This window comes from Streptomyces sp. NPDC003691 (genome assembly GCF_053981115.1).
Window position 1 is genome coordinate 43,135 of sequence record NZ_JBSFNQ010000042.1, and the last position, 21,031, is coordinate 64,165.

Annotated in this window: 14 protein-coding genes; 8 read left to right on the forward strand and 6 right to left on the reverse strand. The window is 72.8% G+C overall.

All coding sequences use genetic code 11. The features are described 5' to 3' along the window. The first annotated feature begins 884 nt into the window (after positions 1-884). A complete protein-coding gene (locus tag ACWDR0_RS20445; RefSeq protein WP_456353122.1) occupies positions 885-1,748 on the forward strand; it encodes a LysR family transcriptional regulator in 864 nt (287 codons plus the stop codon). A 63-nt stretch (positions 1,749-1,811) separates the two neighbouring features. On the opposite strand, the gene ACWDR0_RS20450 is transcribed toward ACWDR0_RS20445, so the two are convergent. Beyond that, positions 1,812-3,377, reverse strand: a complete 1,566-nt coding sequence (locus ACWDR0_RS20450; protein WP_456353123.1) for an MFS transporter — start codon at positions 3,375-3,377, stop codon at positions 1,812-1,814. 69 nt (positions 3,378-3,446) lie between these two features. On the opposite strand from ACWDR0_RS20450, the gene ACWDR0_RS20455 reads away from it, so the two are divergent. After that, positions 3,447-6,314, forward strand: coding sequence for a BTAD domain-containing putative transcriptional regulator (locus ACWDR0_RS20455; protein ID WP_456353124.1), 2,868 nt, complete (start codon positions 3,447-3,449; stop codon positions 6,312-6,314). A gap of 40 nt (positions 6,315-6,354) precedes the next feature. Here ACWDR0_RS20455 and ACWDR0_RS20460 read toward each other — a convergent pair whose 3' ends face one another. Both ACWDR0_RS20460 and ACWDR0_RS20465 read right to left on the reverse strand, forming a co-directional pair. Then, the gene (locus tag ACWDR0_RS20460) at positions 6,355-6,879 is read right to left on the reverse strand and encodes an ATP-binding protein (RefSeq protein WP_456353125.1); all 525 of its coding nucleotides are present in this window, start codon (positions 6,877-6,879) and stop codon (positions 6,355-6,357) included. 170 nt (positions 6,880-7,049) lie between these two features. Beyond that, positions 7,050-7,421: an STAS domain-containing protein gene (locus ACWDR0_RS20465; protein ID WP_456353126.1), complete on the reverse strand. Its 372-nt coding sequence runs from the start codon at positions 7,419-7,421 to the stop codon at positions 7,050-7,052. A gap of 254 nt (positions 7,422-7,675) precedes the next feature. Between ACWDR0_RS20465 and ACWDR0_RS20470 the strand changes: the two genes are divergently transcribed. The 6 genes from ACWDR0_RS20470 to ACWDR0_RS20495 all read left to right on the forward strand — a co-directional run bounded on the left by ACWDR0_RS20470 (position 7,676) and on the right by ACWDR0_RS20495 (position 17,140). Continuing rightward, positions 7,676-8,641 carry an RNA polymerase sigma factor SigF gene (locus tag ACWDR0_RS20470; protein WP_456353127.1) on the forward strand — a complete coding sequence of 322 codons (966 nt, stop codon included), beginning with the start codon at positions 7,676-7,678 and terminating at the stop codon, positions 8,639-8,641. A gap of 177 nt (positions 8,642-8,818) precedes the next feature. Further along, positions 8,819-10,288, forward strand: coding sequence for a DegT/DnrJ/EryC1/StrS family aminotransferase (locus tag ACWDR0_RS20475; RefSeq protein ID WP_456353128.1), 1,470 nt, complete (start codon positions 8,819-8,821; stop codon positions 10,286-10,288). Positions 10,289-10,337: 49 nt separating this feature from the next. Then, positions 10,338-12,581: a lipopolysaccharide biosynthesis protein gene (locus ACWDR0_RS20480; protein ID WP_456353145.1), complete on the forward strand. Its 2,244-nt coding sequence runs from the start codon at positions 10,338-10,340 to the stop codon at positions 12,579-12,581. Between the two features lie 258 nt (positions 12,582-12,839). Further along, positions 12,840-14,735: a glycosyltransferase gene (locus ACWDR0_RS20485; protein ID WP_456353129.1), complete on the forward strand. Its 1,896-nt coding sequence runs from the start codon at positions 12,840-12,842 to the stop codon at positions 14,733-14,735. Further along, a complete protein-coding gene (locus tag ACWDR0_RS20490) occupies positions 14,732-16,063 on the forward strand; it encodes a hypothetical protein (protein WP_456353130.1) in 1,332 nt (443 codons plus the stop codon). The genes ACWDR0_RS20485 and ACWDR0_RS20490 overlap by 4 nt, the downstream gene beginning before the upstream one ends. Before the next feature lie 33 nt (positions 16,064-16,096). Further along, on the forward strand, positions 16,097-17,140 hold the full coding sequence (locus tag ACWDR0_RS20495; protein ID WP_456353131.1) for a glycosyl hydrolase: 1,044 nt from the start codon (positions 16,097-16,099) through the stop codon (positions 17,138-17,140). 46 nt (positions 17,141-17,186) lie between these two features. Here the strand turns inward: ACWDR0_RS20495 and ACWDR0_RS20500 are convergent, their stop codons facing one another. The 3 genes from ACWDR0_RS20500 to ACWDR0_RS20510 form a co-directional block, all read right to left on the reverse strand. Beyond that, positions 17,187-17,963 (reverse strand): polysaccharide deacetylase family protein, encoded by a 777-nt coding sequence (locus ACWDR0_RS20500; RefSeq protein ID WP_456353146.1) that lies wholly within the window; start codon positions 17,961-17,963, stop codon positions 17,187-17,189. 107 nt (positions 17,964-18,070) lie between these two features. Beyond that, on the reverse strand, positions 18,071-19,441 hold the full coding sequence (locus ACWDR0_RS20505; protein ID WP_456353132.1) for a glycosyltransferase: 1,371 nt from the start codon (positions 19,439-19,441) through the stop codon (positions 18,071-18,073). Positions 19,442-19,623: 182 nt separating this feature from the next. Further along, on the reverse strand, positions 19,624-20,760 hold the full coding sequence (locus ACWDR0_RS20510) for a GNAT family N-acetyltransferase (RefSeq protein ID WP_456353133.1): 1,137 nt from the start codon (positions 20,758-20,760) through the stop codon (positions 19,624-19,626). Between the last annotated feature and the right edge of the window lie 271 nt (positions 20,761-21,031).

The following is a 21,031-nucleotide window of genomic DNA, read 5'->3' on the forward strand; positions in this document are numbered from 1 at the left end:
GCGTAGTGGGCGGCTACCCATGGAGCGGAAACACCGGACCCGGCGCCCCGGGCACCCGCCGGCCGTCTGCCGGGACGGGCGGGCGGACCGGAGCGGCACCGGCCCGGGGAGGGCCGTGCCCGCGGTACGGGGAAGGGTGCCGGGCCCCGCCGGGCGGTGTGCCGGACGGTGTGCCGGACGGTCATGGACGGGGTCCGCCGCCGGGTCGCCGACGGGTCGCGAATGCGGAGCACACCGGCGGGAACAGTGCAAGCCTTGCAAACGTCTCCGTCATTTTTTCCCCAAGGAGCAGGGGTTCCGGCGCCGAAGCGTGGGACGCTGTCCCACGCTTCGGGACCGGTTCGCGGGACCGGTCGCGGGACCGCTGCGGGATCGACCGCCCGCACCACCCGCAACCCTCATGATCATCGGGCCGGGGACCGGCCCTGACACCGCATGGTCGCGGAACGGGAAAACTAGCCATTCTCGCCGAATGCGGATCCATTTACCTGCCCGAGAAAAGAGCAGGTCGCTCCGGGGGGCATCGGCTGCTGCCCGGCGCCGCATTCAAGCCAATCTGACCACCGGGTATGAACCCTTCCTTGCCCCGTATGACTCGTGTCCACCTATCGTAACTTCAGTCATCCGGTTCAAGACCATTAGTGCGGGCAGTGGAGTAGGGGGCACTCAGCGCGCTCAGCACCTGTCATCGGCGTGGTCGCAGCGGCGTATGGGCCGGCCGACCAGAGGCTACGAGATCGTGTTACGGGTTCACAGTAAACGTGTGAGCGAACGGTCTTCACCGTTCCGCCCTCCACCCGACACCGTCCCGTCGACACCGGATTCACATCAGAAGGGCATCCGTACGTCACCTCTGACATCCTCCGTGAACGGAGCACAGCATCATGACCGTTGGAATTCACCATCTGAGAACTTATCTCATGGCGGTCGACGAAGGCAGCATTTCCAAGGCGGCCGCCCGATCACATATGGCCCAGTCGGCAGTATCCCGCAGACTCGCGGAGCTGGAGCGGCATGTGAAGCAGCTTCTGCTGGAGCGCTCCGCGGAAGGGGTCCGGCCGACCGTGGCCGGTGAGATGTTCTGTGCCAAGGCCGACGCCGCGGTCACCGCCTTCGACGACGCCATGCGCTCGGACGCCCATCAGGTGCGTGCGCTGCGCATCGGCTATGCCTGGTCGGCCGCCGGCGCCTACACCAGCGAGATACTGCGCCGGTGGCAGGAGGTGAACCCGGAGGTGATGGTCCGTCTGAAGCGGATCGACGACCCTGTGGGCGGGCTCACCAGCGGTCTGGCGGATGTGGCGATCATCCGGATCCATGAAACGCGGCAGAGTCTCCACGAGGAGCTGCTGGTCATGGAGCCCCGGGTGGCCGCGGTCCCGGTGAGCAGTCCGCTCGCCGGGAAAGGCGAGATCCACTTACCGGATCTCGCCGAATATCCCCTGGTCATCAACTCGTTCTCCGGGACGACCAACCTGGAACTGTGGCGGGAAGGCAGAAAGCCCGCCGTGGCGGTGGAGGTGGAGACCATCGACGACTGGCAGACCTATATCGCCGCCGGTGTCGGGATCGGTGTGACACCGGCCTCCACCGCCTGGATGCACCCGCATTCGGAAATCAGCTACCTCCCGATCCGCGATGCGCCACCGGTACCGGTCTACCTGGTCTGGGCTTCCAACAACCAGCACCCGGCCCTGCGTTCCTTCATCAAATTGGCGGTGAACGTGGTGGCGGAGCTGGACGAGTAACCGAGGCGGCTCCCACCGGGCCGGCGTCACCGCCCTGCCGCCGGCCGGCGGATTCCGCTGCATTCACGCGTCCGACTTCACGGGCTCCTCCCGGACGGATTCGGCGCTCTCCTCCTCTTCGCTGCCGATGGTGCCGATGTGCCGCAGGACGACGGCCGACAGGACCGCGAGCAGCAGAGTGCCGACCGCGGCGACGAGCATCGCGATGTTCAGCCCGGCCGTGGCCGCCTCCCTCGCCTGGTCGAGCAGGCCCGCGGGCAGCTCCTTGGCCACCGACGCCGCTCCGGCGAGGCTGTCGCCCGCCGCTTCGGCCGCATCGGCCGGGGTACCGGCGGGGATCTCACCGTCGATCCGGTTCCGGTAGACGATGGTGGCCAGACTGCCCAGGATCGCCACTCCCAGCGCGAGACCCAGCTCCTGCACGGTCTCCGACATCGCCGACGCCGAACCCGCCTTCTCCGGCGGCGCGGCACCGACCACCAGGTCCGTACCCAGGGCGGCGATCGCCCCGAGACCGAGATAGACCAGCCCGAAGCCGATCACCATCAGGGCGATACCGCCCGACGAGTCCACCAGGGTGAGCAGGACGTATCCGACGGTGGAGAGCACCAGGGTGGCGGCGACCACGATGGCGGGCGGCACCCGGCGGGCCACCAGCGGCGCCCCGATCGCGGCCACGAACATCATCAGCGCGGGCGGTCCCATCCAGAGCCCCGCCTCGACCGGCGGCAGGCCCTCCACCAGCTGGAGCTGCTGGGTGATCAGCAGCATCGAGCCGCCGACCCCGACCAGACCGATGAGCAGCACGCTCAGCGCGGCGCTGAAGGTGCGGTTGGTGAAGAGCCGCATATCGAGCAGCGGGCTCTCCAGCTGTCCCTGGCGCCGGACGAAGACCACCGCGAAGGCCAGGCCGATCAGCGCGGCGATGAGCATCGGGACCCCGAAGCCCTCCTTGGCGCCGTGCTTGACCGCGTAGATCACCGGCAGGATCGCGACCAGCGACAGGACCACGCTGAGCAGGTCGAACCGACCGCTCTGCGGTGCGCGGTACTCGGGGATCAGCAGCGGTCCGGCGATCAGCAGGACGATCGCGACGGGCACCGCGAGCAGGAAGGCGGAACCCCACCAGAACGCGTCCAGCATCACGCCGCCGACCACCGGCCCGAGCGCCATGCCGAGCGCGAAGCTGGTCGCCCAGATACCGATCGCCACCGAACGCTGGCGTACGTCGGCGAACATGTTGCTGATCAGCGAGAGGGTGGACGGCATCAGGGTGGCACCGGCGATGCCCAGGGCCGCGCGGGCGGCGATCAGCAGTTCGGTGCTGTTGGAGTAGGCGGCCACCACCGAGACGGCGCCGAAGGCGGCGACACCGATCAGCAGCAGCTTCCGGCGGCCGATCCGGTCGCCGAGGGTGCCCATCGTGATCAGGAAGCCGGCGATCAGGAAGCCGTAGGCGTCCATGATCCACAGCGTTTCGGTGCTGCTCGGGTTGAGGTCCTCGGCGAGCGAGGGCAGGGCGAGATAGAGGATGGTGACATCGAGCCCCAGCAGGATGGTGGGCAGGGAGAGGACGGCCAGTCCTCCCCACTCCCGGGGGCCCGCTCGATTGGCGACTGACACGCTCATGGCACTCCCATGCGTTCGAGGTCGAGAAGGTGCCACGACACCGTCCCGCCCGGCACGCACGATTTCCTGATGGTCGCCGACCGATACACTGCGACCATGCGCTACGGGGTGCTCGGCCCGCTGGCCGTCTGGGACGCCGAGGGACAGCCGGTCAAGGTTCCCGAGGCGAAGGTGCGCGCTCTGCTGGCGAATCTGCTGATCCACGGGGGCGGTCCGGTCCCCGCCGACCGGCTGATCGAGGACCTGTGGGCGGGCAGCCCGCCGGACGGTTCGGCCAACGCCCTCCAGACCAAGATCTCCCAGCTCCGCCGGGTGCTGGGCCGGGAGCGGGTGGTCCGCGAACCCGCCGGATACCGGCTGCTGCTCCCGGACGACGCCGTCGAGACGGTCGACGCGCTGCACTTCCAGCATCTCGCCGAGCGGGCCCGCGCCCATGACGACCCGTCGGTGAAGGGCGGCCTGCTGGCCGACGCGCTCGCGTTATGGCGGGGCCCGGCCTATGCCGATATCGCCGAGTACCTCTTCGCCCGGAGCGAGATCGCCCGGCTGGAGGCGCTGCGGCTGACCGTCCTGGAGGACCGGGCCGAGGTCCGGCTGACCCTGGGCGAACATACGGCTCTCGCCGCCGAATTGGGCGAACTGGTGGCGCGCCACCCTCTGCGGGAACGGCTCCGCACGGCCCATATGCGCGCGCTGTACCGCTCCGGGCGGCAGACCGACGCCCTGCGCAGCTTCCGGGAGTTACGGCGGCAGCTGGCGGACGAGCTGGGGGTGTCCCCCGGTCCCGCGGTCACCGCCCTGCACGAGGCGATCCTGCGCCAGGAGCCCCATCTGACTCCGCCGACGGTCGAATCACCGTCGTGCCGTACCAATCTCCCCACCCCGCTGACCTCGTTGATAGGCCGCGCCACGGAGGTCGGCCGGGTCCGGGCCCAACTGGGCGCGGATGCCCGGCTGGTGACGCTCACCGGTCTCGGCGGGGTCGGGAAGACCCGGCTGGCGATCGCCGCGGCCCACTCCCTGACGGAACGGTTCACCGACGGGGTCTGGCTGGTCGAACTGGCGGGCCTGGGCCCCGCATCCACCCCGGACGACGTCGCGGAGCGGGTCATCACCACCCTGGGGCTCTGCGATACGGCCGCCTCGGAGCCCAGCCTCGACGATCTGGTGGGCTGGCTCTGCCGGGCGGTGGCCCAGAAGAACCTGCTGATCCTGCTGGACAACTGCGAGCATCTGGTGGAGCCGGTGGCGTCGTTCGCCGGGGCCGTCCTGTCGACGGTGCCCGCCGGGCATCTGCTGGTCACCAGCCAGGAGGCGCTGGACATCCCCGGCGAGGTGGTCCATCCGGTGCCGCCGCTGGCACTGCCGGACCGGGCCGGACCGGGGGCGCTCGCCCGGTCCAGCGCCGTGGAACTCTTCGTGACCCGGGCCGCGGCGGCGGCGCCCGGCTTCGCCCTGGACAGTACGAACGCGGCGGCCGTCGCCGCCATCTGCCGCCGGCTGGACGGGATTCCGCTGGCGCTGGAGCTGGTGGCCACCCGGCTGCGGACCCTGAGCCCGGCCGAGCTGGCCGACGGTCTGCGGGACCGGTTCGGCCCGCCCGAGGTCCGGGCCCGCGGGCTGCCCGCCCGGCAGCAGACCCTGCGGGGCATGCTCGACTGGAGCTGGCAGCTGCTGACCCCGGACGAGCGGACCGTGCTGCGACGGCTGGCCGTGCACGCCGACGGCTGCACCCTGGCCTCCGCCGAGGCGGTCTGCGGCGGCCCGGACCTGGCCCCCGGCCGGGTACCCGATCTGCTCTCCCGGCTGGTGGACCGCTCCCTGGTGGTCCGGGAGGCGGGCCGGTTCCGGCTGCTGGAGTCGGTGGCCGCGTACTGCGCCGAACGGCTCGACGAGGCGGGCGAGACGGACACCGTACGCACCCGGTTCGTCCGGTGCTGCACCGAACTGGCCGAACGGGAGAGCGCACTGCTGCGCGGCCCGGAGCAGCGCCGCTGTCTGGAGCGGCTGGACGCGGAGACCGTCAATCTGCGCCGCGCCATCGGGCTCGCGGTTTCCGGCGGCGACACCGGGCACGCCCTGCGGCTGGTGAACGCGCTGGCGTGGTACTGGTTCCTGCGCGGCCGGCTGACGGAGGCCCGTAAGTGGTTCCAGAGCGCGCTGGCCGTGCCGGGCGAGGCGGCACCGGTCGTACGGTCGGCCGCCCGGGCCTGGCTGGCCGGGATGGAGGTGCGGACGTCTCCGGCGGGGGCGCGGACGGTCCCGGCCGGTGCGGAGCTGCTGTCGGGGCTCGGCGATCCGGTGCTGCGGGCCCGGCTGGAGTGGTTCGTCGGCACCGGGCTGACCGGCCAGGGCCGCCATGTCGAGGGCCGGCGGCTGGTGGAGGCCAGTCTGGCCGGGGCACGGGCCGCCGGGGACCGCTGGGGCGAGGCGGCGGCCCTGGTGGAGCTGGCCGGTCACACCCCGGCCCGGGGCGCGGCCCATGCGGAGCTGGGCGCCGCGCTCTTCCAGGAGACCGGGGACCGCTGGGGGCAGTTGCGGGCCACCCGGGCGCTGGCGCTGGCCGCGGAGCACGGCGGGGACCGGACGCGGACGGAGCAACTGCACCGCGAGGGCCTGCTGGTGGCCGAGGAGCTGGGGCTGTGGACCGAGGTCGTCGAGGCGCTGTCCTGGCTCGGCCGGACCGCGCTGGCGGGCGGTCATGCCCACCGGGCGACGGAGCTGTACGAGCGGGCGCTGGCCGTCTCGGCCGAACGGGCCTACAGCCGGGGCGAGGTGCGCGCCGAGATCGGTCTGGGCCTGGCCGCCAAGCTGCGCGGCGACCAGGACACCGCCCGGCGCCATCTGAACCGGGCCCTGGCCAAGAACCGCTCCCCCGCCCCCGCCACGGGCCCCGCCCCCGGCCCGGCGGCACCGGAACTGGTCCCGGGGGTCTGACCGGGAACTGCCCTGTGCACCGGGCGGGCCGGACGATCCGTCAGGCCATCCGCAGCTCGGCCCAGACCGTCTTGCCGGGGGCTCCGGGGGTGCGGACGACGCCCCAGTCGTGGCAGAGGCGCTGGACGATGAACATGCCGTGCCCGCCCGGGCGGCCCGCGCGGTGCGGGGTGCGGGGTGCGGGCTGGCCGGCGCCCCGGTCGGAGACCTCCAGGCGCAACACTTTGCCGTCGCAGCCGACCAGCAGCTCGTCCGGCCCCTCGGCGTGCAGACAGGCGTTGGTGACCAGCTCGGAGACGACCAGGAGGACGTCCTCGGCGGCGGCCCTGCGGTCGGCGGTGGCGGCGGGCAGCCAGCCCCAGTCGTACAGCGCCTGCCGGGTGAAGTCCCGGGCGAGCGGGACGATTCCGCTGGCGCTGGCCAGCGCCAGCCGCCGCACCGGGTCGGCGGGGCGGCCGGAGCCGCGCTGCGCCGTGGTGCCGTACGGCGCGGTCGGGGCGGCGTCGCCCCCGGCTCCGCTCGGCTCGGGGCCGAGGTCGCCCGGCTGCGGCCGGGTGGTGCTCATCAGCGCTTCACCTCACCCAATCACCAGATCGCCTGCTTGCTGGACTCAGAGTGCCCGACGGCGCACACTCCGCGCGGGACCCGTGAAAACTCTTCTGCCCCGCGGATCAGTGACAACACTCACCCGTGCGGTCGGCGGAAAAACCTGCGGAATCGCGCGGGAGATGCTGCTCAGCGGCCGAGGGCCGCTTCGACCGTCTCGTGGACGGTGAAGACCGCACCGGCCCCGGTGATCTCCAGCACCCTGGCCACGACGGGCAGCATGCCCGCCAGATGGACCCCGCCGCCCGCGGCCTCGGCCTTGAGCCGGGCGGTCAGCAGGACGTTGAGTCCGGTGGAGTCGCAGAATTCGAGCCGCGAGCAGTCGACGATCAGGGTGGAGAACCCTTCGGCGAGGGCTTCGTCGAGCGGGCCGCTCAGCAGTTGGGCCGTATGGTGATCGAGCTCACCGGCCGGTGCGAGGACCGCGCTGCGTCCCTCGGTCCTGACCTCGACCCGGAGGCGGCCCTGACTGACGCCGCCCATGGCGGTACCGCGGTCCATGTACGCCCCTTCGCGCCTGTGATGTGCGTCGAACCTTACGCCTTGCCGGTGCGCCGGAGCCATGCGGCACCCTCTATAAACGCCAACAAAACAGACATAAGCCCTAATTAACATTTGCATTGGCGCCCGATAACCGGGTAGGGCTTGTAGGGATACAGCAACGGGACCGTCCCGCGACCGGCATTGGAGGCGCCGCTCACCGCAGCTCGCACTGGGCTTCGGCAGCCTTATGCCGAGAACGATGGAGGAGACGCATGTCACCCCGGCTCGACGCAACGGTAATCCCCACGACCGCGCCGTCGACACAGGAAGCACCCGTCATACCGAACGCAGTACCGGCAGTGCCTGCGGCACCGGAATCCGCGGTGTCCGCGGCCCCGGCCGGCAGTGCGGCGCCCGCCGCGCACGACCCGCTCGCCGATCTCGGGCTGCCCGGGATCCCCTTCGACCAGGTGGCACCGCTGGACGCGCGCGCCCTGTCGAAGACGCTCTTCGCCCGCCTCCACGAACTGGAGGAGGGCACCCACGAGTACGCGTACGTCCGCAACACCCTCGTCGAACTGAACCTCGCCCTGGTCAAGTTCGCCGCCTCCCGCTTCCGCTCCCGCAGCGAGCCGATGGAGGACATCATCCAGGTCGGCACCATCGGCCTGATCAAGGCGATCGACCGGTTCGAGCTGGCCCGCGGAGTGGAGTTCCCCACTTTCGCGATGCCCACGATCATCGGCGAGATCAAGCGCTTCTTCCGCGACACCAGCTGGTCGGTCCGGGTCCCGCGGCGGCTCCAGGAGCTCCGCCTCGACCTGGCGAAGGCCGGTGACGAGCTGGCCCAGCGCCTCGACCGCTCCCCCACGGTCGGCGAACTGGCCGAGCACCTCGGGCTCTCCCGCGAGGAAGTCGTCGAGGGCATGGCCGCGAGCAACGCCTACACGGCCAGCTCGCTGGACGCCCAGCACGAGGAGGACGACAGCGAGGGCGCCCTCGCCGACCGGATCGGCTACGAGGACCACGGGCTGGAGGGCATCGAGTACGTCGAGTCCCTGAAGCCCCTCATCGCCGGGCTCCAGCCGAGGGACCGTAAAATCCTGTCCCTGCGCTTCGTCGCGAACATGACGCAGTCGGAGATCGGTGAGGAACTCGGCATCTCGCAGATGCACGTGTCCAGGCTGCTCTCGCGCACGCTGGTCAGGCTGCGCAAAGGACTGACACTGGAGGAGTGACACCGGCCCGCCCGGTGCCACAACCCCCCGGACGGCACGGTGCGGAGCCACCCGCTCCACCGAAGACGCGCAGGGCCCCTCCCGGCGGGAGGGGCCCTGCTCCGTCGTTGTCCGTTCGAGATTGACGGAGCGCCCGGAGTGGTCCACATTGGCGACGGGGTTCTTGGGGGGACGAAAATGGCTCAAGGGGAGGGCCGGCCGTCGTCCGTCTCGCCCTCGGCGCCGCATGCGGCGATCGAGGAGCTGATGCGGGCCAGGCTGGGCCGTGAATGTCTGTACGTACCGTCGTGCCGGCTCGGCATGTACCTGGCGCTGCGGCACTGGGTGAAACCGGGCGGCCGGGTGCTGATGGCGCCGGTCAACGACGACGTCATCTTCTTCGTGGTGCTCGCGGCCGGCCTGAAACCGGTCATGGCCCCGGTCCACCACCAGGACGGGTCCATCGACGTGGCCGCCATCCCCGACGCCACCTGGGAGGGCCTCTCCGCCGTCCTCACGGTCAATATCTACGGCAATCCGGACCCCGTCGCGGAGCTGCGCTCCCGCTGCCACCTCATGGGCATCCCCCTGATCGAGGACTGCGCCCATGCCATCGGCACCACCGTCGGCGGCCGGCTCGTCGGCACCTTCGGCGAGGCGTCCACCTACAGCCTCGGCAAGCACCTCGGCGCCCGGACCGGCGGCATCCTCGCGATCGCCGACCCCGCCCAGCGCCCCGCCCTCGAAGAGGCCAGGGAGGCCCTGCTCGCCCCGGGCAGCCTGATCTCCGAGCTGGCGTACGGCTTCCGCCCCTATCTGGAGTCGGCCGTCCGCGGTATGCGGCTGACCTCGCTGGCCTGGGCCGTGGTCCGGCTGCTCGGCATGGAGGAGCGGGGACCGGAGATCCGGATGCCGCTCCGGGCCGCGCGGCTGGTGGAGGCCCTGAACCACGCCCCGTCGCTGCTCCCCTTCAACGACTGGGTGAAGGTGGACATGCACGACTACCGGATGCGGCCGGGCTCGCTGCGGCTGAACCGGACGGAGCGCATGCTCACCGGCCTGGACACCCTGCTGGAGGAGTACCGCGCGGGCTCCGCGAAGCTGCTGGCGTCCCGCTGGGCGATCCGGCGGCCCGGCCCCGTACAGCCGCTCTTCCAGGTCCCGCTGCTGGTCGAGGACCGCGACGGGACCAGGAATCTGCTGCACCGCAACCGGATCAACACCGGCTATCTCTACGACCCGCCGCTCGACGTCTACGCCGCCGCCTTCACCGAGCACTCCCGGACCCCGGAGGCGGCCGAGTGGTTCGGCCGGCACGCCATGCCCGCCGACCCGCTGAAGGCGGACCGCATCCTCGAAGTCCTGGACCGGGCCGGAGTGGCCCCGGCCCCGCCGTTCTCGCCGCGCCGCCACGGCCCGCACCCGCTGGCCAACAGCCGCAAGGTGCGGCGCCCGTCGTCGCGGACCCTCACCACCGAGGCGTTCAGCGCGGACCCGGAGCCCCCGGCCGAGCCCATCGCCGTACCGTCCCAGCCGTCCGGCACCCCCGGCTTCCGGGAGCAGTCGACCGTCCAGCTGCGCGCGGCCGACCTGGTGCCCGAGGACCACACCGTACAAATGCGGATCCCGGCGTCCCCGGGTCCCCTGCCGGGCGAGCCGCGTGCCTGACACCGATACCACCCGGCTGCGCACGCTGCCGGATCCGTCCGACACCATGATGCTCCGCAGGGTCCCGTGGTCCGCCGCCGTCGCCGCGCCGCACCGCCCGCCCGCCGCCCCCGGGGACGGCGAAGGCGACGGCGCGCCGGAGGACGACGCTGGCGGCGGGGACTCCCTCTTCCGCAACGCCTACGCCCTGATGCTGTCGACCGCCGTATCGGCGGCGCTCGGGCTCGGCTTCTGGCTGGTGGCCGCCCGCTACTACTCGAAGGAGGCCGTCGGCGAGGGCTCCGCCGCCATCGCCGCGATGCGCCTGCTGGCCTCGGTCAGCGCCACCACGATGATCGGCGCGGTGGTGCGCTACGTGCCCCGCGCCGGGCGCCGCACCGGCCCGCTGGTCTGGCAGACGTACATCGTCGCCTCCGTCGTGGTCGCCGTCGTCTCGGCCGGGTTCCTGCTGACGCTGCCCCTGTGGGGCGAGTCGTACGAACCGCTCGGCGGGCTCTGGCCCGGACTCTGCTTCGTCCTGTCCTGCGTCGGCTGGGCCCTGCTCACCCTCCAGGACGGCGTCCTCACCGGCCTCCGCCAGGCGTTCTGGGTACCCATCGGCAACGCCGTCTTCTCCATCGGCAAACTGCTGCTGCTCGCCGCCTTCGCGAGCGCCCTGCCGGTGCTCGGGATCTTCGTCTCCTGGGGCGCCGCGATCGCCCTGTCCACGGTCCCGCTGGCCTGGCTGATCTTCCGGAAGCTGATCCCGCGCCAGGCCGCCGCCGACCGGGACCGCGAACCGCCCCGGCTCAAGGAGATCGGCCGCTTCCTCGCGGGCGACTCGGTGGGCGGCCTGTTCTCCCTGGCGATGATCAACCTGCTGCCGGTGATGGTGGCGGTCCGCTTCGACTCCGAGCTGAACGGCTACTTCTACATCGCGTACACCGTCGGCGGCACGATGGAGTTCATGGCCATCAACATGGCCTCCTCGCTGACCGCGCACGCCTCCCACAGCCCCGAGACGCTCGCCGCCGGGGTCCGCGGGGCGCTGCGGCGGATGGCGCTGCTGCTGGTGCCGGTGGTGACCGTCCTGGTGCTGTTCGCCCCGCTGATCCTGGCGCCCTTCGGAGGCTCGTACGCGGAGAACGGCACCACCGTGCTGCGGCTGCTGGCCGCGGCGGCACTGCCCCGGGTGGCGGTGGAGCTGTACATCGGGGTGCTGCGGGTCCAGGGCCGGACCGGCATGCTCGCCGTCGTCCAGGGGCTGATGTGCGCCCTGGTGCTGGGCAGCGCCGCGATGCTGCTGGGCCCGGCGGGGATCGCCGGGGCCGGCTGGGCGATGCTGCTGTCCATGCTGGTGATGGCCGTGGTGGTGGCCCCCGGGCTGCGTTCGGCGCTGGCGGGCAAGGAGCCCGAGCCGTCGAAGCTGTGGGCCCGGCTGGTGGCCCGGGGCCCGGTCAAGGAGGCCGCGTACGGCACCGACTGGGCGCGGAAGGCCGCCGAGCGGAAGGAGCGGGTGGCGCGGGACGAGGAGGAGTACGGCGCCGCCTATGTGTGGAGCGGGCACGACACCGCGACGCCCGCGTTCGGCATCCCCGTCTTCGTGCCGCCCGAGCCCAAGGAGACCACTCCCGCCGCCGGGACCGCGGTACCGGCCGGACCGGACGAATCGCGGATCGCGCTGGCCCTCTGGGTGCTGCTGGGGCTCTCCGCGGCGCTGTTCTGGGGTCCGCTGCTCTCCGCGCCCGACCTGCCCGCCGCCCAGGCGCTTTCCGGCAAGGAGCTGCTGAAGGCGCTGCCGCCGCTGACGGTCACCGCGGTGGTGCTGCTGATCGTGGTGCACAGCGCCGCGCTCTCCCTGCTCCGGCCGCGGACCGGGCTGCTCGCCGCGGCCATGCTGATGACCTTCGCCGCCCTGCACACCGCGCCCGCCGCGCTGGGCTGGGAGCCGGAGCCCGCGGACGGCGCGCTCTACGAGACGGCGGCGCGGTTCCTGGCGGCGGCGGCCGGTTTCGGCGATACCGACGGGCTGCTGCGGTGGCTGCCGACGGTCGCCCAGTTGCTGCTGCTGGTGGCCGTGTTCGCGGTGTTGCGGACCCTGCGCGTACCCGAGCCCGCGCAGTGGGGGACCCTGTGGGTGCTCACGGTGTGCGGCTGGGCGCTCCAGCGCCCGCTGGCGCAGGTCGCGCTGCCGCTGTACCTGGCGGTGACGGTCCTCGCCCTGGCGCTGGTGTGGTGGGCCGCCCGGCAGTCCCGGACCGCCGCCGCGGACTCCGGACGGTCCGGGAAACGGACCGGCCGGACGGGCGGCTGACGTGCCCCGACCGACGACGACTCGGCGGTACGCCGGCGGCCGGGCCGGGCTGCCGGGTACCGCGGGCGACCGTGGAGCTGTGCGACAACCCCCGAGACGTGCCGATTTCCGAGCTTGCTGAGCGAGACCGAGAACCATCCGAGGTGAAGCGTGCGACGACCACCCACCGATTCCGGCAGACCGGTGCCGCAGCCGGGACCCGGGCGCCCCGGCCCCAGTGGCCGGCGCCGACCGGGACCCGGTGCGGCGGGATCCGGGGTGGACCAGCCGACCATGGGGCTCTCCGTGGCGGGGCTGCGTGCCGCGGTGGCCGCCGCGGGCCCGGCGCGGGGCGGCGGCGGGGACGGTGAGCGGGGCGGGCCCCGGCGGTCCGCCGGGCGGCCGCGCTTCGAGCTGCCCGACCGCCGGACGCTGACCGTCCTGCTCGCCCCGCTGGGCATCGCCTTGCTGCTCTGGCTGATCGCGGTGGCGACCGTCGATGTCTCGGACCTCTCGGACTTCGGGCTGACCAGGGAGCTGCCGTTCGTCTACTGGCTGGGCCTCGCGGTCCTCACGGGCGGGTTCTGGTACGTCGTCCGGGACCCCCGGCGCGGCAATCTCTGGCCGCTGGCGTACACGGTGGGACTGCTGGTCTTCGAGCGCGCCACCCAGGCCGTGGTCTATCCGACCCCGCTGTACGCCTGGGCCTGGAAGCACGACGCCGTCATCGAGCACCTGATCGACGCGGGACGGCTCCAGCGCGGCTCCGAACTCGGCGCGATGGCCGTCTACGACCAGTGGCCCGGCTTCTTCGCCGCCCAGGCGGCGGTGGTGAAGCTGACCGGCGCGGAGAACGCGCTGGCGTTCATGGCCTGGTGGCCGCTGCTGTCCGGGCTGCTGATGCTGCTGCCGCTGCTGCTGATCTACCGCACCTTCACCCAGGACCGGCGGCTGATCTGGACCGCCGTGTGGATCTTCTGCACCGCGAACTGGGTGGGCCAGGACTACTTCTCGCCGCAGTCGCTGGCGTTCGCCCTCTATCTGGGGGTCATCGCGGTGGCGCTGCGCCGGGCCGAGGCACCGGCGCCCGGGCGGCGGGCCCGGCAGATCGTGTGGACCGCGCTGCTGGTGCCGCTGATCGCCGCGATCGTGGTCTCCCACCAGCTCACGCCGGTGATGCTGGTGGTCAGTCTGGCGGCGCTGTGCGTGATGGGCCGCTACCGCGACTGGACCCTGGTGATCGTGCTGGTGCTGGTCTTCGCCGCCTGGAACCTGACCGCGTCGCTGCCGTTCCTCCGCGAGGCCGTGCCCGACATGATCAAGTCCTTCGGCGATGTGAGCAGCAACCTCGAACGCGGCTACGGTTCGGTGCCCACCGGCAGCGGGGCCCTCTTCGCCTCCTGGGCCGCCCGGCTGCTCTCCCTGCTGGTGGTACTGCTCGCGGCGGCCGGGGTGTTCCTGGGCGGCAAGCCGCTGCGGACCCGGGCCAGGCCGCTGCTGCTGCTGGCCGGGGTGCCGCCGCTGCTGGCGATAGCCAACGGCTACGGCAGCGAAATGATCTTCCGGGTGCTGATGTTCATGCTCCCGTTCCTGGCGTTCTTCGCGGCCGCCGCGCTGCTGCCGGTGACCCGCGCCGGGCGGGCGGGTGCCGCGGCGGACGCCCCGCGGCTCGCCACGGGCGTCCGGTACGGGATCGTCCCGGCCGTGGTCCTGACGGTGCTGAGCGTGATGTTCGTGCCCAGCTATATGGGCAAGGACCGGCTGAGCTACTTCCCGCCGGACGAGGTGAAGCTGGTCAAGGACCTGCTGCGGACGGCCCCGAAGGGCTCCATGGTGGTCGCGGCGCACCGCAACTACCCGGCCGCCTACGACCGCTACTGGGACGTGGACCACTACTGGTTCCTCGACGACGCCAAGTTCCATGTGGACCAGATCGTCAAGGAGCCCGCGAAGACGCTGGCCAGCGATATGTCCGGGGTCAGGGCGCCGGGCGAGGCGTACTTCCTGTACACCCGCGCCCAGGTGGCGAACTCGGAGATGAACGGGCTGCTCACGCGCGAGCAGATGCAGAGCATCGAGAAGGACGTGGCGGCGTCGCCGCTGTTCGAAAAGGTGGCGGGCAACAGCGCCGGCGCCGTGTACCGGCTGAAGAGCTCGGCGGGGAGGGCGTCATGAGACCCGGGAACGGTTGGGAAGCGGGCACGGACCCGGAGCGCGAGGGGGAGCGCGAGGGCGGGCGCGAGCGCGAGCAGGGGTACGGGTACGGCCCCGGGCCCGGCGAGCCGCCCGGCGAGGGCGTGCGGCCGGGCCCGGAGCCGTACGGTACGCACCGCCCGGCGGACGACTGGTTCGCCGCCCCCGCGGACCAGCCGGGCACGGCACCCGGGGCGGGGAGCGGCACCCCCGTGGCCCCGGCAAGCGCCTTCGGCGACGGCGCCCCGGCGCCCGGCGGAACACCGCAGGGCGCCTCCGGCAACAGCACACCCGGTTCCGGCGGGACGCCCCCGCTCGGCCCCCGCCGCGCACGGCGCGCCGCCAACCCGGCGCCCGCGCCCGGCGACGGTGACGACTTCTTCGCACCCCGGCAGCGCACCGATGCGCCCGGCGGCGGCAACGGCGCCTTCGCGCCGGGCCGGACGCCGGACGCCGGCTACGGCAACAGCGCCCCCGCACCGGGCGGGTCACCGGACGGCACACCCCCGCTCGGCCCCCGGCGGGCACGCCGCGCCGCCAACTCGCTTGCCGGGCAGGCGCAGGGCGGCACCGGAGACGGCCCGGCCCCCGGCGGACCCGGCCGGGGCGACGCCCTTTCCGAGCCCGGCCACGGGCCCGGTACCCCGCCCGGCGGAGCGCCCCTGCCCGGCGACGGGCGCGGCGCCCGGCGGGCACGGCGCGCGGCCGCCCCCGTACCCCCGCCGGGCACGGCACCGGCACCGGCACCGCCTCCGTTCCCGCCCGCCGCACCCGCGGCCCCCGCCACCCCCGCCGCACCCGCGGCAGCCACCGGGACCGTGTCCCGGGCCGTGCCCGCGGCCGGGACCTGGTCCGGGCCCGGCGCCGGGGCCCTGTCCGGGGAATCGCCCTATGTGCGGTTCGGGCCGGTCGCCGCCGGGCTGGTGGCCCTGATCGCCACCTTCCTCCCGGAGGGAAACCTGTTCCGCTGGCTGCCCGTCGTGCTCTTCCTGATGGCCGGGCCCGGTATCGCCGTACTGCGGGTCTGCGCGCCCCGGCTGCGCCGGGACAGCGCGGTCGGCCCCGAGGACACCTGGGAGGACGATTTCGGCCGCGACTCCGACCGGCTCGAACTGCTGATGCTCGCCGTCTTCCTGAGCACGGCCCTCACCGTCCTCGGCGCCACCGGCCTGATCGCGCTGAAGTTCTTCAGCGGTACGGGCCTGCTGCTGCTCCTCACGGCGACGACCGCCGTGGCCGCCGCATGTCCGCGGCTCCCCGAGGGCAGGCATAGGTACGAAACCCCCGCAACACCGCCCCAGGAGGGGTGAACCAGCGGATACCTGAGAAAGGCCCACCCGTACGTGACGAACCACGGAAGGCTGTGGACGGCCCTGTCCACGGCCCTCGTGGGGGCACTGCTCCTGGGCGCCGTCGCCCTGGCGGTCACCTCCCCGCGCGACGACGCCCGCCCCGGCCCCGGCTCCCCCGAGTGCCGGGTGACCGAGAAGCTGGTGCCGCCCTGCGGCGCCTGGTTCGGGGCGTATGTCCGGCACGAGAAGCCGGAGCTGGCGGAGAAGGTCCTCGCGTACGAGAAGCGGATCGGCCGCAAGCTCGACATCGTGTACGCGTACCACGACATGTCCACGGACGATCTCGAAGGGCAGCTCGTCACCGAGCAGGAGCGGAAGGTCGGGCAGGAGCGGATGCTGCTGCTCTCCTGGGAGAGCAAGTGGTGGGGCGGTACGGACGAACAGCAGCCGAGCTGGACGGATATCGCCGCGGGCGCGTACGACGAGACCGTGATCGACGTCCAGGCGCGCCGGGTCAAGGAGTACGGGAAGCCGCTCTTCCTCTCCTTCGACCTGGAGATGGACACCCGGATCCCCGACGACGGCACCCCGGCGGAGTTCACGGCCGCCTGGCGGCACATCCACGACCGCTTCCGGGAGCTGGGCGTCACCAATGCGGTGTGGGTATGGACCATCACCGGCTATCCGGGCTACAACAAGCTGGTCCCGCAGCTGTACCCGGGTGACGAGTACGTCGACTGGATCGCGTACAACCGCTACAACTACTACCGCTGCCACGACACCGACTGGGTCTCCTTCGGGGAGACGCAGCGCGATGTCCACCGGTGGATCCGGGAGAACCTCTCGGACCGCAAGCCGCTGATGCTCTCGGAGTTCGGCTCGGCGGACGACCCTTCGCGGCCGGACCGGCAGGCCGAGTGGTACGCGGAGGTGCCGTCGGTGGTGAAGGAGCTGGACGGGGTGCACGCCGCGCTCCAGTGGAACTGGCGCGACCCCGGCCCGCACTGCGATCTGTCGCTCGCCCGGGACTCGTCCTGGAAGAGCCTGGGCGACGCGGTCGCGGACCCCTTCTTCCGGCAGCACCGCCCCTGGTGAGAACCGCCTCGGGAACCGTCTGCCCCGGGGGATCCGGCAGGCCGGTTCAGCCCGCGAAGACCGGGCCTCTGACCGCGGCCCGGGCCCGGCGGTACCAGCGCCAGCCCGCCGTTTTGAACGATTCGGGGAACGGCGCGACCGGCACCCCGCGCCCGGCGAGCCACGCCTCCACATCGGCGACCGTATGCGTACGGCGGATGATCAGCCGGGCGATGCGGTAGGCGTCGTCGGTCTGGGAGCTGAGCGCGTGCCGGACGGCGACGGCGGAGGTGTAGCCGGCGCGCAGGGCGGCCCGGCGCACTCCCGTGCTGCTGTAGCCGTGCGGATAGGCGAGATGGGTCACCGGGTGTCCGAGGAGGTCCTCCAGCACTTCCCGCGGCTCTGTGAGTTCCCGTTCGAGGGCGCCCCGGCGCAGGGTGTCGAGCTGGGGGTGGGTGACGGTGTGGGTGCCGATCTCCATGCCGTACTGCTCCAGCAGCGGCACCTGGTCGAGGGTCATCATCGGCGCGGGCGGCAGCAGGCTCCGGCCGCCGGGGGTGATGGCGCCCGTCGTCAGATAGGCGGTCGACGGCAGGTTGCGCTCCGCGAGGGCCTCGGCCGTCGGTCCGGGCAGATCGGCGAAGCCGTCGTCGATGGTGATGATCACCGGCCGCTCGGGCAGCGGCGCGCGGCCCGCGAGATGGTCGGTGAAGGTGCCGACGGTCACCGGGGTCCGGCCGCTGGCGACGACGGCGTCGAGCTGCGCGGTGAACTCCCGGGGGGTGACGGTGAACTCGGCGATCCAGGCCGGGGGGTCGTCCATGACGGCGTGGTAGAGCAGCACCGGGACATACGGCGTACCCGCGGCCGCGGAAGCGCCGGACGCGCCCGGGGCTCCCGGGGCGTCCGGTGTGCCCGGTCCTGCGGCTCCGGGTGGGGTCGTCGGGTCGTTCATGGCTGCTCCTCGCCCCGTGGCTCCCACGGCGGTCGTACGCCCCGCACCCTGCGGCGCGCCTTGGCGTAGCCGAGGGGTCCGGCGAGCATGCCCCGCCGTTCCAGTTTCGACAGATGCCGTGGCCACGGATAGTCGTGCGTGCCGTGCGCACCGGGCACGGCCCCGCCGCCGGAGTCCCGGGGCGGACGCGACGGCGCCTCCGCCGGGCCGGAGTCCCGGTGTGCGGTGATCGTACGGGCGTGGGCGAGGCCGCGGGGCAGTTTGCGCAGCAGCGACGGCAGCAGCGAGGGGTGGCGGACCAGCAGCGCGGTCAGATAGGCGGTGAGCCCGGCGCCGTAGCCGTACGCCTGGTTGGTGAGGTCCTGCCAGGTCTCGCGGTGGTGGTGCCAGACCAGTGCCTCGGGGCTGTAGCGCAGCCGGTGGCCCCCGGCGAGGACGCTGACGAAGGCGTAGAGGTCGTCGCCGCCGCGGGCGGGGGTGCCGGTGCCGGTGGCGGGGTCGAAGCCTCCGGCGGCGCGGAGGGCCGCGGCGCGGAAGGCCATATTGGCGCCGGAGCCGAAGCTGCCCGCGGTGAACGGAAACAGGGGCTCGTCGGCGGGCGGCAGCGCGGGGTCGTAGGTCCTGGCCGCGAAGCCCTTGGCGAAGCCGCCGTGGCTCTCCAGCAGGATCTGGGCGGGGGTGCCGAGGCGGGCGGGCAGGATCAGGCCGGTGGTGCAGCCGAGCCGGGGGTCGTCGGCGAAGGGGCGGGTCAGCGCGGTCAGCCAGTGCGGATCGGCGATGACGTCGTCGTCGGTGAAGGCGACGATCTCGCCGTCGGCGGCAGCCACGCCCCGGTTGTGGGCGATGGCGAGGCCGGGTACGGGCTCGGTGACGTACCGCACGGGCACGGACCGGTCGGCGTAGCTCTCGACCAGGTCCCGGGTGGCGGTGGTCGCGGGCGCGTTGTCGACCACGACGATCTCGAAGTCCGGGTGGTCCTGGGCGAGCAGGGAGTCGAGGGCCCGGGCGAGCTGGTCGGCGCGCTCCCGGGTGGCGACGACGACGCTGGTGCGGGGCGGGGTGCCGGTGGCGTCGGGGGCGGCGGGCAGTCCGGTTCGGGCGAGCCGGGCGCGGGCGTGGGCGGCGACGGCGTCGGCGGGGTTCTTACCCGCGGGCACCTTGCAGACGACCGTGGCGACGGGTCTGCCGTGCACCCGGACCAGGGCGTAGACGTCGTCACCGCTCTCGATGGGCGCGGCGGGCGGCAGGGCGGGCCCGAAGGAGACCACCTCGCCGTCGGGTCCGGCCAGGTCGAGCTGGGCGACCCGGATCGGTGTCGGCAGTGCGGTCGCGTCCGGCGCGGCCGGCGGCGGAGGGTGGGCTGTCACGGGTGCGGTTTCTTTCTGGTTCGGTACGGGGGCGGTGCGCCGGGGGCGCGGCGCCGCGGTCGGGGGCGGGCGGCTACCGGGCCCGGGCCCGCGGAGGGGTCCGGCCCCGGCTGCTCCGGCCCCCGGGCTTCCCCGGGAGCGGCCCCCGCGGCGGCAGTGTTCTCCGGCCCGGCGCCCGGCGTTCAGCGGGAGCGGAGCTTTCCGAGGGTCTTCAGCGCGCTCTGCGCCCGCGCCGCCAGTTCGGGGCGGTCGCGGACGAAGCCGTGCGCGCGGCGCGGCGGCTCGCGCAGCAGCCAGTGGAGCGCCGCCCCGGCGCCGGGGCGGATCGCCGCGCCCTCGTGGACCCGCAGCTCACCGGTGTGCAGCGAGTCCTTGTACTCGGAGTCGCCGCGGCCCAGGTCGAGCGTGTCGATACCGGCCGCCGCCGCGCCCTCGGCCATCCGCAGGTGCAGCACCAGGCCCGGCGAGTACTTGGCGTAGGCCGGGTCGTAGGAGGGGAACCAGCAGGCGAGAAGGGTGCCGGAGCGGAGGCCGAAGTGGGCGGCGGCCGGGCGCCCGGCCACGTACAGCACGGAGAGCACTCCGGAGCAGCCCGGCTCCCCGGAGCCGTGCAGGCGCCGGACGAGTTCGGCGATCCACTCCTTGGCGAAGCGGTCGCCGCGGCCGGTGCGGCGGTACTGCGCGGACTTCCACTCCATCAGGGTGGCCAGTGCCGCCGGGTCCCGTTCGTCGAAGACGAACCGGACCTCCCCGGCCTGGCGGGCGAGCCGCCGCTCCTTGGCCAGGGTGGTCTTGAGGAACTTCGGTGCCCGGACGCGCAGCAGCTCCTCGTAGGCCGGGTAGCCGCCGGAGACGTCGATCACCGGGGAGCGAAAGGATTCGGCGGCGTGCGGGACGAACAGTTCCTGGCCGTCCTCCAGATTGTCGAACTCGAACACCGAGAGTCCGCAGGCGGTGAGCAGTTCCCGGGTGGTGATGCCGAGGCCGGGGGCGAGGATCGCGCCCTGGCAGTCGGAAACGCCCAGCCCCACGGCCCGGCCGCGGCCGAACGAGGACCGCTCGAAGGGCAGGAAGCCGACGGCTTCGCCGTCTCTCCACAGAACCGCTACGCGGGCGCCGGGCCGGACCCGGCCGACGGCCAGGGTGAACTCCGGTTCCATGAAGGGGCTGGCCGGTGCCCCCGCGGCGACCTGGTCCCGGCGCAGCGCGCGCCAGGTTTCCAGCTCGTGCTCCGCGAGTTCCGCGGGCGCCGTTGTCCGGACGCGAATACCGTCCGCGATCACGGCGGCATGTGCGCCGGGCATATCGACGAGGCTCATCGGACCCCACCCCTGAGAATTCCCGGGACAGGACGGTACCGGGCCATAGCCGACAGGATAGACAGCCCCGCAAGCTGTGCCGGAGCTGTGAAGACTTGGGGAGGACGTTACTCCGGGGAGGGCCGGTTCCGCCCCGGGGGTGCGGCCGGGACCGGCCCCGGCTTGAGCAACTGATATTCGAACACGGTCGGTTGATCGTAGGATTCTTACGCTTCCGTCCCCCCGCGGAAGTCCGACGTGTCCGGGAAGGACTCTGTCTCCAGTGACCTCT